The sequence below is a fragment of the Neisseria sp. HMSC068C12 genome (assembly GCF_001814095.1).
Lineage (GTDB): Bacteria > Pseudomonadota > Gammaproteobacteria > Burkholderiales > Neisseriaceae > Neisseria > Neisseria perflava.
Map to the genome: position 1 here is coordinate 56,469 of NZ_KV814776.1, position 13,213 is coordinate 69,681.

Here is a 13,213-nt window from a genome sequence, read left to right on the forward strand (position 1 = left end):
TCTGAAAATCGACGTTGTGCTTTCAGACGGCCTTGTAAGGTATGAAACCTGATGATGCGGGTTTATCGGTTTTTCAAACCCAGTACGTCTTGCATATCGTACAGGCCTTTTTTGCCGTTTGCCCAAACTGCGGCGCGTACAGCACCGGCGGCAAAGGTCATGCGGCTGCTGGCCTTGTGGGTGATTTCCACGCGCTCGCCGTCGGTGGCGAAGAGGGCGGTGTGGTCGCCGACAATATCGCCTGCGCGGACGGTGGCAAAACCGATGGTGGACGGATCACGCGGGCCGGTGTGGCCTTCGCGGCCGTAAACGGCGCATTCTTTGAGGTTGCGGCCGAGTGCGTCGGCAATGACTTCACCCATGCGCAACGCGGTGCCGCTTGGGGCATCGACTTTGTGGCGGTGGTGGCCTTCGATGATTTCGATGTCGTAGCCTTCGTTTAACACGCGGGCGACGGTGTCGAGGATGTGGAAGGTCAGGTTGACGCCGACGCTGAAGTTGGCGGCGAAGACAACGCCTATTTTTTCGCCTGCGGCTTGGATGGCGGCTTTGCCTGCGTCGTCGAAGCCGGTGGTGCCGATGATGATGTTGACGCCTTTTTCCACGCATTTTTGCAGGTGTTTCAGGGTTGGCTCGGGACGGGTAAAGTCGATGAGGACATCGCTTTGAGCCAGTACGGCATCTGCGTCGTCTGAAATGGTAACGCCGGTTTTGAGGCCGGAGGCGAAGCCTGCATCCAAACCCAATACTTCCGAACCGGAATGCTCGAGTGCGCCGGAAAGGACGGCATCGGGATGGTTGTTGACCGCTTCAACCAAAACGCGACCCATGCGGCCGTTGACGCCGGCAATGGCGATTTTCAATGCGCTCATGGGGCTTCCTTATTGCGGCTTGGTTTCGGTGGTCGGAACGATGTTTTGTCCGGCTTGAACCGCTTCGATGGATTTCTGAATGGCATCACCTTCGGCGCGTGTGAGGACATCGTTTTCAAAGTACAGGGTCAGGTTGCTTTGTTCTTTGATGATGCCGTTGCGGCTGGTGTTGAAAGTGTAATCCCAGCGGTCGGCATGGAAGGCGTCGCGCAGGAGTGGCGTACCGAGCAGCAGTTGGACTTGGTCGCGGGTCATACCTTGGCGCAGGGAAACCACGGCGCGCGGATTGAGCTCGTTACCTTGAATGATTTTAAGTTTGTAGGATGGAAAGTTGGATACGCGCTCGGCACTGCATGAGGCCAGACCTAAAATAGCGGCGATGGCAAGGCATAAGGCTTTATTCACGGGCTTACCTTTCTGTGTCATTTCGGGAAAGATGTTTATCATCGCTTGAATATTTTTAAAAAGCAAACGATAATCATCTTCTTAATTTTTCTTTTCGCCGATTTTCAATTGCAAGACCGGCGGCAGATTGCCGCCCTTTAACGGCCCAATAGTGGGCAAACGGGCGGAAAGTGCGTATTATAACGGTTATTACCTTACAGGGATATTGAATATTATGGAAAAATTCAGCAACATTGCGCAATTGAAAGACAGCGGTTTGAAAGTTACGGGTCCACGTTTGAAAATTTTGGACTTATTCGAGACTCATGCCGAGGAGCATTTGAGTGCGGAAGATGTGTACCGTATCCTGTTGGAAGAGGGCGTGGAAATCGGCGTGGCTACGATTTACCGTGTGTTGACCCAGTTTGAACAGGCCGGCATTTTGCAACGCCACCACTTTGAAACCGGCAAAGCGGTTTACGAATTGGACAAAGGCGATCACCACGACCACATCGTTTGCGTGAAATGCGGCGAAGTAACCGAATTCCACAATCCGGAAATCGAAGCGCTGCAAGACAAAATTGCCGAAGAAAACGGCTACCGCATCGTCGATCACGCGCTGTATATGTACGGCGTATGCGGCGAATGCCAAACCAAAACCAAACGTTAAGCAGTTTGTATGTTGATTTTTCAGACGGCCTTGGGCATTTTCAGCCTGAGGCCGTCTGAAACTTTATGGGCTTTGCGATGAAGATTCCTTTTCTTGCACCACGGGATTATCGTTTCCCCGACCCGTCTTACGCTTTGGCCGAATGCGACGGCTTGGTCGGCGTCAGCGGCGATTTGGATACGGGGCGGCTGTTGTCGGCGTATGGGCAGGGGATTTTTCCGTGGTTTAGCCGCGACGGTTGGTTTTTCTGGTATGCGGTTGCGCCGCGAGCTGTGATTGTGCCGGAAAGCCTGCATATAGGCCGTTCGCTCGCCAAAACTTTGCGTCACAAGCCGTATCGGGTAACGGTCAACCGCTGTTTTGAAAAAGTGATTGCCCATTGCGCCAATGTGCCGCGTCCGGAACAGGACGGAACGTGGATAGAACCTGCGTTTCAGACGGCCTATTTGAAGCTGCACCATCAGGGGCATGCGCATTCGTTTGAATGTTGGCTGCCGGATGAACAAGGCGAAATGCAGTTGGCGGGCGGGTTTTACGGCGTGCAAATCGGCTGCGTGTTTTATGGCGAGTCGATGTTTGCCTTGCGTCCCGATGCGTCAAAGATTGCGTTTGCCTGCGCTGTCCCGTTTCTGGAGGATTTGGGCGTTGCGCTGATAGACTGTCAGCAGGATACCGAACATATGCGCCGTTTCGGTTCGCAGCTGATGAATTTTGCCGCCTTTCAGACGGCCTTGAAGGATTTGAACGCGAAACCGTTAAAGCGGAATATCGAATGCGGCGTGGTGGCTGAAAATCTTCTGCAAAAGATTGGCGGCGAAGATTGATTTATCGGCACGGCGTGTCGGCAGAAGCAATAGTCTGTATATCGTAGCTGGAAAATTAGTTAGAAAATAAATGTCATTCCATTTACTCGAACAGGCCGTCTGAAAATCTTGGCTTAACCGAAATCCGGCCGTGTAACGCTTGGCGCTAATCATGTTAATAGCTGACGAAATCGCTTTTACATGGCAAAATAACGAGTTAAATATTTGTAATAGGGTGGCCTGAATAGGTTTCAGACGGCCCTGATCTCTTGAAGGAATCAACATGTCTTTGCAAAACATCATTGAAACGGCTTTTGAAAACCGTGCCGAAATCAATCCGAATACCGTTACCCCCGAAGTGCGTGAAGCGGTTTTGGAAACCATCCGCCAACTCGACTCCGGCAAACTGCGCGTTGCTGAGCGTTTGGGCGTGGGCGAATGGAAAGTCAACGAATGGGCGAAAAAAGCCGTATTGCTGTCTTTCCGCATTCAGGACAATGAAATCCTCAACGACGGTGTGAACAAATACTTCGACAAAGTGCCGACTAAATTTGCCGATTGGTCTGAAGACGAATTCCGCAGCGCAGGTTTCCGCGCAGTTCCGGGTGCGGTTGCCCGCCGCGGCAGCTTTGTGGCGAAAAATGTCGTATTGATGCCTTCTTATGTCAATATCGGCGCATACGTTGACGAAGGTGCGATGGTCGATACTTGGGCGACTGTCGGCTCTTGCGCGCAAATCGGTAAAAATGTGCACTTGAGCGGCGGCGTCGGCATCGGCGGCGTACTCGAGCCTCTGCAAGCCAGCCCGACCATTATTGAAGACAACTGCTTCATCGGTGCGCGTTCTGAAATCGTTGAGGGCGTGATTGTCGAAGAAGGCAGCGTGATTTCCATGGGCGTGTTCATCGGTCAATCCACCAAAATCTTTGACCGTACTACCGGCGAAATCTATCAAGGCCGCGTACCGGCTGGTTCGGTTGTCGTATCCGGTAGCATGCCTTCCAAAGACGGCAGCCACAGCCTCTACTGCGCGGTTATCGTTAAACGCGTGGACGCACAAACCCGTGCGAAAACCAGCGTGAACGAATTGTTGCGCGGTATCTAATCGGATAACGATTGCGCTGACTGAGGGTAGGTAGCAAAGCCTGCTTTACGGTCGGGTTTAAACAAAAACAGGCAGAATATTCTGCCTGTTTTTTTATGGCTTAAAGGCCGTCTGAAACGATTTCAGACGGCCTTTTATTTTTGTTTAAGAGTAATCGAAGGAGAGGGGTTCCCTGCCTGAAATTACGCTTTCGGCCAGTCGGCGCAATAGTATTGCCAATAGGTTTCGATAAAAGGAATTTCGCCGTAATCGCACAACCAAGGTTTGGCGCGTGTGGTGTAGTGGATAACGGGCGGGACAGTGTCGGGTTTGGGGAATACTTCTCCGAGGTTTCGTTTTTGGAAGTATTCGACTGCGCCGGTTTGGAAGTTCCAAGATTCTTCTAGTTGCAGCCAGTTTTTTTGAAATACGGTGTTTAGAAAGCATTGGTCGCCGTAGGGAACGGATTTGTCAATGGTGGTAGCAGTTTGCAGCAGTTGCGCTGCGATATTGTGTTCCCGCCATTGCGCCAGGTCGACCAACAACATACCGGAATTGAAATAGGGCGTAGTGTGCAGGCCGGTCGGGTGATTCCATTCGGTACGGGCAAGAAAGGAGTCTTGTACCGCTGCAACGGGATAACCGCGCATATCGAGGTTGAACAAATCATGCAGGGATTGGGTAACCACCATATCGCTGTCGAGATACAGGGCGCGATCGACAGGCAGATGTTGCATCATCAGACGGAAAAATGCGGCATCCGAAATATGGGGTAGGCGGCGATATTGGCTGAAGTCCATCTCGATTTTGACATCATTCAGACGGCTGCCGCTGGCTGCGAGCTTTTGGTTGGTATAGTCGATCCATTCCCGCCTGAAGGTATTGTGCATGAGGTAGAAATTGACATTTGTGTTGTGAGTACAGATGGATTTCATCAGGGTATGAACTTGCTCGGCATAGCCGGTATCGGCGGCAAGGACGATGGTGATGTTGCTCATTGGTTAAATTCCCTTTATTTGCAATGTCTTAAGTTTTATCAGTCATTTTCTTGGTCTTGCGCGGTCGGCAAGGTGGCGTGGTCTTCGTTTTCCGACATGGCTTTTTCTAATAAATCGCGTTGCAGCTGTTTGCCGGCTTTGATGCCCAATTTGCGCAGTTTTTCGGTGCTGCTGATGAGATTGCCCCTGCCGGAAACCAAGCGGCCATAGGCCGTCTGAAACTGGGATTGAGCCTGACCGAGCGCTTTATTGATGCCGTCCATGCTTTCGACAAAGCCGACAAATTTGTCATAAAGTTTGCTGCCTGCCTCGGCAATGGCCAGTGCGTTTTGGTTTTGCTGCTCGTTGCGCCAGATGTTGGCAACGGTGCGCAGGGTGGCGAGCAGGGTGCTGGGGCCGGTCAGCATGATGCGTTTGTCGAAACACTCTTGGAAGAGGTTTGGATCATGTTGCAGGGCGAGGAGATAGGCCGGTTCGACAGGGACGAACATAAAGACGAAGTCCAACGTTTTGACGCCCTCAAGGTCAGTGTAATCTTTTGCTGCCAAGCTTTTGATGTGGGCGCGGATGCTGGCGACGTGGTTGGCAAGCTCGCGCTCTGCTTCTGCGCCGGTGCTTTGCGTATAGCGGACGTAGGCGGTCAGCGATACTTTGGAGTCGATGACGATTTGTTTGTTGTCGGGCAGATTGATGAGGACGTCGGGCTGGAGGCGGCGTTGGGTGCCATCTGCTTCGTGGCGGACGCTAGAGGCTTGAACGATGTATTCGCGGCCTTTCTGTAGGCCGGAATTTTCCAATACGCTTTCCAAAATCATCTCGCCCCAGTTGCCTTGGGTTTTGTTTTGCGTGCCGGTCAGCGCGGTGGTCAGCGCTTTGGCATCGTGGTGGAGCTGGGTGTTGAGGGTTTGCAGGCGTTTGAGCTCGTTTTCGATGGTCAAGCGTTCTTTGGCTTCTTTTTCATAAGTCTGCTGAACCAGCTCGCTGAAGCCGTGGATGCGTTCGTTGAGCGGATTGAGCAGTTGTTGGAGATGGTCGTGGTTTTGTTCGGTAAAGCGGCGGCTTTTCTCTTCCAAAATAGTGTTGGCGAGGTTTTGGAACTGGTCGCTCAGGTTTTTACGCGCATCTGCCAGCAGGGTCAGTTTTTCTTCGGCAGCCTGACGGTCTTTTTCCGATTGGGTGTTGAGGCGCTCGTTTTGGACTTGAAGCGCGTGATTTTGCTCCAAAAGAGCGGCGTATTCTTGTTTCAGACGGCCTTGTTCGGCTTCCTGTTGCTGTAAAAGGCTGTTTTTATCGTCGATATTGGCTTTTTCTTGCGTCAGTTGTGTGGAGAGGCGTTCGTTTTGGACTTGCAGCGCATGGTTTTGCTCTAACAGCGTATCGTAGTCTTGTTTTAGACGGCTTTTTTCCGTTTCCTGCTGTTGTAAAAGCGTATTTTTATCCGCACTCAATGCCTGCTCTTGAACCAGCTGCGTGTTTAATCGCTCATTGTTGATTTGCAGGTTTTGCGCGCTTTGCTGCCATTTTGCACATTCGTGTTTTAAAGCTTCGGCTTCGGCCTCGCAATCTTGCAGATAGGCAATCTGTTTTTCGGCCGCGGCAAAGCGGTTGCCCGTCTCCTGCAATTCGTCTTGCAATTCCTGCACGGTATGGCGGCTTTGCGCCAAATCCGCCGCAGTTTGAGCCTGCACCTGTTCGGCAAACTCATGCAGGCGGCGGCTTTCGGCCAATTCTTGCAAAACAATAAAGTGTCGGCTTTGGGCTTGGTAGCGTGTTATCAGCCAAGCAAACAGCGCGCCGATAAAAAATGCGGCCGCGCCGGTCAGGATTAGGGTGTTGTTCATGCTGGAAATAGTCAATATGCAGAATGTTTCACTATATCATATATTTGCAGCGCATTTTATGGTCGGATATGCGCTAGAAACGTGTGTTTTCTTTAAAAGAAGCTATCAAAGGTATTGGTTTTGACTAAATGAATATTTGGTTTGCAAAAAAATATAATTTTGTAACATTTTGAATTTAAAAATATATTTAATTTAGAGTGCAATTTTGCAACAAAAAAGGAGGGATTTTATGGGCGCAACAAGATACGTTTGTAGTGTGTATGTAATTAAGACATCGGTGTCATTGAGAAAGACATCGGTGTCATTTTCAAAACAAAATATAAATTAACTAAAATCTAAATTATGTATATTTTTAGTATTTTATCTTTACGAAAAAGTTGTATTAATTAACGATTAACACGGTATGATTCGTCCTGTCAGCAGCGCAGATGCCGGCGAGAAAATGTGTATGTTGTTAAATAACATTTTGTATCTATGAAAAAGGACTACTTAAAATGGGATATTTAATAACGCTTGCTGCCGCTTCTTTAATCGGCATGTCGGGATACCGGCCTCCGCCCTCGGCGTCGCCTACAATATCGAAACGGTAGTACACAAATAATTCAATCATAAACGAATTAATTACAATACTTCAGAAAACGCAACTTAGGCCGTTTTTCGGCCGACAGACAAGAAAGTGAGATAAACAATGAAAACTTTAATCAAACTGGCAGCAGCCTCTTTAATCGGTATGTCCGGCCTGACCGTCGGTGCAACCAATATCGCCCACAATATGGCTGATGCCGATAAATAAAAAATACACAACACACCCTTAAATACACAGAAAAGAGTTAAAATGAAAACATTAATCAAATTGGCTGCGGCTTCTTTGATCGGTATGTCCGGTTTGACAGTTGGTGCGACCAAAATCGCAAAAAATATGGCAGAAGCTGCCAATAAATAAACGCAAGTGAAATTAAGCTTGTTTTGGTGATAAAAAAGGCCGTCTGAATATTCAGACGGCCTTTGTATTTGATGGCAAACCGTTTTATTTGCCGATACAGAAGCGCGAGAAAATCACGCCCAGCAAATCGTCGGCGGTAAATTCGCCGGTGATTTCGCTGCAGGCGTTTTGGGCGAGGCGCAGGTGTTCGGCGAAAAGCTCGATTTGGTTGTTGTTGCAGAGTGCGGCGTTTTCCAGCTCGGCTTCGGCTTCGTGCAAGGCGTTGAGGTGGCGGCTGCGGGCGAGGAACAGGCTTTCGCTTTCGCCCTGCCAGCCGACTTCCTGCAATAGGGCGTGTTTGAGCAAGTCGAGACCCGCGCCGGTTTTGGCGGACAGGCTGATGACACTTTCCACACCGGTTTGCGCGAGGCCGTCTGAACGGACGGCGACAGGTTCGCCGGTCAGGTCGGCTTTGTTGTGGATTTCGATTTTTTTCAAACCTTCGGGCAGGCTGTTTAAAATCGCTTGGGTTTTGGCGTTCACACCTTCGCGCGGGTCAATCAGAATCAGGGCGACATCGGCTTCGGAGACGGCTTTGCGGCTGCGTTCGATGCCGATTTGCTCGACCACGTCGTCGGTTTCGCGCAGGCCAGCGGTGTCGATGATGTGAACGGGCACGCCGTCGAGGGTGATTTGTTCGCGCACGGTGTCTCGGGTGGTGCCGGCGATGTCGGTTACGATGGCGATGTCGTCGCCAGCTAAGGCGTTGAGCAGGCTGGATTTGCCGACGTTGGGCGCGCCGACGAGGACGACGTTCATGCCTTCGCGCAAAATCGCACCTTGTTCCGCACTGGCAAGCACGGTTTTCAGACGGCCTTGCAGCGCTTGGAGCTTGCCGCGCGCGTCGGCGGCTTCGAGAAAGTCGATGTCTTCTTCGGGGAAGTCCAGCGTGGCTTCAACCAGCATCCGCAAAGTAATAAGGTCGTCCACCAGCTCGTGTATGTGTTGGGAAAACGCGCCTTTGAGCGAACGCAATGCCATGCGGGCGGCGGACTTGCTGGAGGCGTCGATGAGGTCGGCGACGCTTTCGGCTTGGGCTAGGTCGAGTTTGTTGTTGAGGAAGGCGCGTTTGGTAAATTCGCCCGGCTCCGCCATGCGCGCGCCCAGTTCGAGGCAGCGCGAGAGCAACATGTCCATCACGACAGGGCCGCCGTGCCCCTGCAATTCAATCACGTCTTCGCCGGTAAAGCTGGCGGGAGCGGCGAAGTAGAGCAGGATGCCGTTGTCTATCGGCTGTCCGTCGCCGCCGAGAAAGTCGGTGTAAAGCGCGGTGCGCGGTTTGGGCGTTTTGCCGCCGCTGAGGGTTTGCGCCAAAGGCAGCAGGTTTTTGCCGGAAAGACGGATCACACCGACGCCGCCGCGTCCGGGTGCGGTGGCGATGGCGGCGATGGTGGGTTGGGTTGCGGACATGGTTGGCTCGTATCTGGAATTTAATAGACGGTATTATATAGTGATTTCACGATGATGCAGGCCGTCTGAAAACCTTGATTTCGGTTTCAGACGGCCTTTGACTTTGATGGAATTAAAATGATGAACCTTCCTGCTTCAGAAATTCTGCTTCTTCTTCCGTGGTTTTACGCCCCAATACGGCGTTACGGTGCGGATAGCGTCCGAAGTGGTCGATGATGACTTTGTGTTTGATTTCAAAGGCCAATGCGTTTTCATTGGTATAGCGTTCAAACAGCGGTACGGCTTGTTCATGGATAACTTGGCTTTCGCTGTGCATCAACGGCATCAGCATGAAATGGCGTTCATGCGGAAGGAGGTCGGCGAAGCCGGGTTGGCGAACGGCTTCTTGGGCAAGAATGAGTGCAGCAGTATCTTGGGCAAACGCTTGAGGGCTGTCGCGGAACAGATTGCGCGAGAATTGGTCAAGAATAATGATTTCGGCGAGCCTGCCTTGCAGAGTATCGCGCCAGTGTGAAAGTTCGCCGCGAGCTGCCTGCTGCCAGATATCGAAAAATTGAGCGCGAATTTGGGCATCGAATCCATTGTTGCGGGCAAATTGGAAAGGGTGGTTTTCTTCGGTAAACCAGAAATCTAAGACAGTTTGAGGTGTCATGAAAACTCCTTGAAATAGAGTACAGGGAAAATTGAGGCCGTCTGAAAAATTAGAGAGATGCTTTCAGATCATCTTAACCATCAGCGCTTGCGTGAGAAAAGATCGGTAGCGGAGCGGATTGTTGCTCACAATATACAATTTATGATCTACATCTTTTCAGGATGGGCTCCTTACTACTCTGGTACAGTTCCTTCACTTTGTTCAAAATATTTTTGTAATTTTGATATAAATTGCCGACAGATTTTATTCGTATGTGGAGACGACGACAATATTTTGCACTTGGAAAACTTTGCTTGCGTTGCCGACATAAGCTGTTGCACCAATCACTGCGATTTTCATGTGTGACTTCTTGTTGAGATTCGATTGATGAGATGAGCGCATGCAAAGGCCGTCTGAAACTTTTAGTTTCAGACGGCCTTTAAATTAAGATGATTAAACAGCGGCGACGGTAAAGCGTTCAAACAAATGCGCTTTGTTTTCCGCATCGTTGGCGATGGCGACTGCCAAATCGGCCACGCTGATGCCTGCCGGAATTTCACCGTCCATCAGCAAATCGTCTTTACCCAAGCGGTATTTGCTGGTTTTGTCTTCGCTGAAACCGCCGTCCGCGCCCAGTCGTGCCGGAGGGGAAACGAAAGACCAGTTCACGTCGCGGCGCGGCAGGAGTTCTGCCAAGAGATGGCGTGCGGCATTGGCGCCGTCGAAAATTTCTTTCGGGAAGTCGGGCGTATCGATAACTTGCAAACCGGGTGCCACATACAGGCTGCCCGCGCCGCCGACGACCAACAAATAAGGCACCTGTGCTGCTTTTGCCGCTTCGACGATGCTGTTTGCGCCACGTGTGAAATCCGTGCCAATGTTGGGATTGGTCCAGCCCGGGTTGAACGCGCTGACTACGGCATCAAAACCGGCCAGTTTGTCGGCAAAATCTGCTGCGTTGACATCTGCGGAGACTGCGGCAACATTTTGCGCTTGGAAAACTTTGTCTGTGTTGCGAGCGAAAGCGGTTACTTCATGACCGCGGCCTGCCAATTCTTGAACGACTGCGTTGCCGACATAACCAGTTGCACCGATAACTGCGATTTTCATGTTTGATTCCTTGTGGGGATGTGATTGATTAGATGAGTGCATTGTAAGGCCGTCTGAAGCGCTTGATAATCCCTGATTTACTGTTATTATTGTGAAGTTGAACTACATAATTAGTCGAAATGCAAGACATCAAACCCCTGCTCGTTTTCGCTGCCGTCCTCGAACACGGCAGTATGAACGCCGCTGCGGCCACGTTGGGCATGACGCCGTCTGCCGTCAGCCAGCACATCAACCGCCTCGAAACCCTGCACGGCATCAAGCTGTTAAACCGCAGTACGCGCAGTCTTGCGCCGACCGATGCCGGCCGCGCCTTGGGCGAATACTGCCGCCGCCTCGCCGCCACGCTTGCCGATACGCGTACCGTTATCGACAATCTGAAAACCGAACCCGTCGGCGAATTGCGGATTTCCTTGACGTCTACGGTCATCGAGTCCCGCGCTTTTCAGATGGCCTTTTCACGATTGCAAACCGAGTTTCCCAAAATCCGTCCTGTCCTTAATTTCAGCGATACTTTGGACGACCTGCAACACAATCAGACCGACATCGCCATACGCGGCGGCGACCGAGCTTTGGACGATCCCAATCTTATCGCACGTCATCTCGTGACTTGGCCGTACATAATTTGCGCCGCGCCGGATTATCTTGACCGACATCCGCCCATTACCCATCCCTCTCAGCTTCATGCACACCGCTGGCTGCATTTTTTACCTGTCCGCACGACCTTGCAAAATGGTGAAGAAAGCTATTTCCTTGACGTCGCCGACAGCATTGCCTGTACGCATCTTGCCGCCGTGTGCAGCCTGACCGAAAGTGGATTTGGTTTGTCTTTGCAAGTGGGCGGCGAAGTGAGGGAGAAAATTGCACAAGGCCGTCTGAAAGCGGTTTTGCCTGAATGGACATTACCACCGGTCAGCCTTTATTTGGTAACGCCTTATCGTGTGCAGTCTGCCAAAACCGAGGCTGCCGTGCGCATTTTTACCGAGAGTTTTGCCAAGGAAGGGGATTTATGAACGCGGAAAATTGGAGCGTTTACCTGATTTTGTGCGAAAACGGCGCGTTTTATTGCGGCATCAGCAACCGTCCGCAAGAGCGATTTGCGGCGCACTTGTCAGGAAAAGGCGCGAAATACACGCGTTTGAACAAGCCTGTCGAGATGCGCATCGTTTCAGACGGCCTGAACAAGAGTGAAGCGCTAAAACAGGAAATCGGCATTAAGAAATTGACGGCAGAGCAGAAGCGGGGATTGTGGACTGAAGCTGAAACCTTGGCAAAAGGCTAATGGCATTGGATTAAATTGTAGTCGGAATATGAAAAACTCTATAAACAAGTAAGCCTGCCGGTGTCTTTTGCATGGCCAAGCGGCAAATGTTTATTAACATGATTCAAAAAGGCCGTCTGAAACCTGATTGGGATTCAAACGGCCTGTTTGGATGGGGATGGCTTTTAGGTTGACGCTACTTATGGAGAAGTCGGTAAAAAGTTGAATTCTAAAAGAAACTTTGAAAATAAAATGAGTAACTGCTTGAACAATAAAATGAAAGTTATCGCATTTCATGACAAATGGGGTGAATTTCTATCCGAGTGGAGAGGTGGTGTCAATATGTTTTTCAGTTTTTGAGACAAAATCTGATTTATACCAATATTTATTATAGTGTAGGTCAAAAGTATTAGTTTCTATGCTAGAATTTTTAAGCTGTTTATATAAAACAGTGATTTAAATAAAATTAAGGAAAGACAGAACATGAACAAATTACTGATTGCCGTAATGATGATGGCTGGTTTGACAGCTTGTTCCCAAGAGGCTAAACAGGAGACACAAGAGACTGCTCAAGCCGTTGCATCTGAAGTGAAAAACGAAGCCGCTTCTGCTGCCGATGCGACTGCATCTGCCGCTCAAGAAGCTGCCGATAAGGTTGAAGCCGCCGCCAGCAAAGCAGAGGAAGCCGCCAAACCTGAAGAAGCCGCCAAGCCTGAAGAGAAAGCCGAAGCGCCTGCCGCTGAAGCCAAGCCTGCCGAATCCGCCAAAGTGGACGGCAAAGCTGTTTTTGAAGCGAACTGTAAAGCATGCCACAGCGGCTTGATTCCCGGCGCTCCGGCCGTAGGCAAAAAAGAAGACTGGGCGCCTCGCATTAAACAAGGTAAAGACACTCTGCACAAACACGCAATCGAAGGCTTCCAAGCCATGCCTGCCAAAGGCGGCAACGGCAGCTTGAGCGACGATGAAGTGAAAGCCGCAGTTGACTACATGGCCAACGAATCCGGCGCTAAATTCTAAACCGCACCGATTGAAACGCACCTTGTCACAAGGTGCGTTTTTTATGGGCAGACGGATGAAAGTTGAAATAGGGCCGATAAACAGGCAAAGGCCGTCTGAAACATTTTATTTTGAAGCACAATCGGCTAAAATCAGGCGAATTATTTTATGCAG

At 50.6% G+C, this 13,213-nt stretch carries 13 protein-coding genes; 6 read left to right on the plus strand and 7 right to left on the minus strand.

Going from position 1 to position 13,213, the window contains the following annotated elements; translation table 11 throughout:
* Positions 1-62: 62 nt before the first annotated feature.
* Both dapB and HMPREF2952_RS00280 read right to left on the minus strand, forming a co-directional pair.
* Positions 63-872 carry a 4-hydroxy-tetrahydrodipicolinate reductase gene (gene dapB / locus HMPREF2952_RS00275; protein WP_049336916.1) on the minus strand — a complete coding sequence of 270 codons (810 nt, stop codon included), beginning with the start codon at positions 870-872 and terminating at the stop codon, positions 63-65.
* A gap of 9 nt (positions 873-881) precedes the next feature.
* Positions 882-1,277, minus strand: a complete 396-nt coding sequence (locus tag HMPREF2952_RS00280; RefSeq protein ID WP_049336924.1) for an outer membrane protein assembly factor BamE — start codon at positions 1,275-1,277, stop codon at positions 882-884.
* Positions 1,278-1,428: 151 nt separating this feature from the next.
* Here HMPREF2952_RS00280 and fur point away from each other — a divergent pair, with 151 nt between their 5' ends.
* The 3 genes from fur to dapD all read left to right on the plus strand — a co-directional run bounded on the left by fur (position 1,429) and on the right by dapD (position 3,834).
* Positions 1,429-1,926 carry a ferric iron uptake transcriptional regulator gene (gene fur / locus HMPREF2952_RS00285; protein ID WP_003682812.1) on the plus strand — a complete coding sequence of 166 codons (498 nt, stop codon included), beginning with the start codon at positions 1,429-1,431 and terminating at the stop codon, positions 1,924-1,926.
* Between the two features lie 77 nt (positions 1,927-2,003).
* On the plus strand, positions 2,004-2,750 hold the full coding sequence (gene aat / locus HMPREF2952_RS00290) for a leucyl/phenylalanyl-tRNA--protein transferase (RefSeq protein ID WP_049336925.1): 747 nt from the start codon (positions 2,004-2,006) through the stop codon (positions 2,748-2,750).
* Positions 2,751-3,012: 262 nt separating this feature from the next.
* Entirely contained in the window at positions 3,013-3,834 is an 822-nt protein-coding gene (gene dapD, locus HMPREF2952_RS00295) for a 2,3,4,5-tetrahydropyridine-2,6-dicarboxylate N-succinyltransferase (protein WP_003684212.1), read from the plus strand.
* Between the two features lie 182 nt (positions 3,835-4,016).
* On the opposite strand, the gene HMPREF2952_RS00300 is transcribed toward dapD, so the two are convergent.
* The 5 genes from HMPREF2952_RS00300 to HMPREF2952_RS00320 form a co-directional block, all read right to left on the minus strand.
* Positions 4,017-4,811, minus strand: coding sequence for a glycosyltransferase family 8 protein (locus HMPREF2952_RS00300; protein ID WP_049336917.1), 795 nt, complete (start codon positions 4,809-4,811; stop codon positions 4,017-4,019).
* Positions 4,812-4,849: 38 nt separating this feature from the next.
* Positions 4,850-6,652, minus strand: a complete 1,803-nt coding sequence (gene rmuC, locus HMPREF2952_RS00305; RefSeq protein WP_049336918.1) for a DNA recombination protein RmuC — start codon at positions 6,650-6,652, stop codon at positions 4,850-4,852.
* 1,027 nt (positions 6,653-7,679) lie between these two features.
* Entirely contained in the window at positions 7,680-9,044 is a 1,365-nt protein-coding gene (gene mnmE, locus HMPREF2952_RS00310; protein ID WP_049336933.1) for a tRNA uridine-5-carboxymethylaminomethyl(34) synthesis GTPase MnmE, read from the minus strand.
* A gap of 112 nt (positions 9,045-9,156) precedes the next feature.
* Entirely contained in the window at positions 9,157-9,696 is a 540-nt protein-coding gene (locus HMPREF2952_RS00315) for a DUF924 family protein (RefSeq protein WP_004520918.1), read from the minus strand.
* 432 nt (positions 9,697-10,128) lie between these two features.
* On the minus strand, positions 10,129-10,785 hold the full coding sequence (locus HMPREF2952_RS00320) for an NAD(P)-dependent oxidoreductase (protein ID WP_004520916.1): 657 nt from the start codon (positions 10,783-10,785) through the stop codon (positions 10,129-10,131).
* Positions 10,786-10,904: 119 nt separating this feature from the next.
* Between HMPREF2952_RS00320 and HMPREF2952_RS00325 the strand changes: the two genes are divergently transcribed.
* The 3 genes from HMPREF2952_RS00325 (at position 10,905) to HMPREF2952_RS00335 (ending at position 13,060) form a co-directional block, all read left to right on the plus strand.
* The gene (locus HMPREF2952_RS00325; protein WP_049336934.1) at positions 10,905-11,795 is read left to right on the plus strand and encodes a LysR family transcriptional regulator; all 891 of its coding nucleotides are present in this window, start codon (positions 10,905-10,907) and stop codon (positions 11,793-11,795) included.
* A complete protein-coding gene (locus HMPREF2952_RS00330; RefSeq protein WP_049336935.1) occupies positions 11,792-12,064 on the plus strand; it encodes a GIY-YIG nuclease family protein in 273 nt (90 codons plus the stop codon). Before HMPREF2952_RS00325 ends, HMPREF2952_RS00330 begins: the two co-directional genes overlap by 4 nt.
* Before the next feature lie 462 nt (positions 12,065-12,526).
* Complete coding sequence (locus tag HMPREF2952_RS00335) at positions 12,527-13,060, plus strand: c-type cytochrome (protein WP_049336936.1); 534 nt, start codon at positions 12,527-12,529, stop codon at positions 13,058-13,060.
* Positions 13,061-13,213 lie beyond the last annotated feature (153 nt).

What these genes read in the sequence shown, in the direction of transcription:
- HMPREF2952_RS00335 (WP_049336936.1), top strand. Translation starts at nt 12,527, where the DNA reads ATGAACAAATTACTGATTGCCGTAATGATGATGGCTGGTTTGACAGCT.
- HMPREF2952_RS00325 (WP_049336934.1), top strand. Translation starts at nt 10,905, where the DNA reads ATGCAAGACATCAAACCCCTGCTCGTTTTCGCTGCCGTCCTCGAACAC.
- HMPREF2952_RS00300 (WP_049336917.1), bottom strand. Translation starts at nt 4,811, where the DNA reads ATGAGCAACATCACCATCGTCCTTGCCGCCGATACCGGCTATGCCGAG.
- dapB (WP_049336916.1), bottom strand. Translation starts at nt 872, where the DNA reads ATGAGCGCATTGAAAATCGCCATTGCCGGCGTCAACGGCCGCATGGGT.
- rmuC (WP_049336918.1), bottom strand. Translation starts at nt 6,652, where the DNA reads ATGAACAACACCCTAATCCTGACCGGCGCGGCCGCATTTTTTATCGGC.
- mnmE (WP_049336933.1), bottom strand. Translation starts at nt 9,044, where the DNA reads ATGTCCGCAACCCAACCCACCATCGCCGCCATCGCCACCGCACCCGGA.
- aat (WP_049336925.1), top strand. Translation starts at nt 2,004, where the DNA reads ATGAAGATTCCTTTTCTTGCACCACGGGATTATCGTTTCCCCGACCCG.
- dapD (WP_003684212.1), top strand. Translation starts at nt 3,013, where the DNA reads ATGTCTTTGCAAAACATCATTGAAACGGCTTTTGAAAACCGTGCCGAA.
- HMPREF2952_RS00320 (WP_004520916.1), bottom strand. Translation starts at nt 10,785, where the DNA reads ATGAAAATCGCAGTTATCGGTGCAACTGGTTATGTCGGCAACGCAGTC.
- HMPREF2952_RS00315 (WP_004520918.1), bottom strand. Translation starts at nt 9,696, where the DNA reads ATGACACCTCAAACTGTCTTAGATTTCTGGTTTACCGAAGAAAACCAC.
- HMPREF2952_RS00330 (WP_049336935.1), top strand. Translation starts at nt 11,792, where the DNA reads ATGAACGCGGAAAATTGGAGCGTTTACCTGATTTTGTGCGAAAACGGC.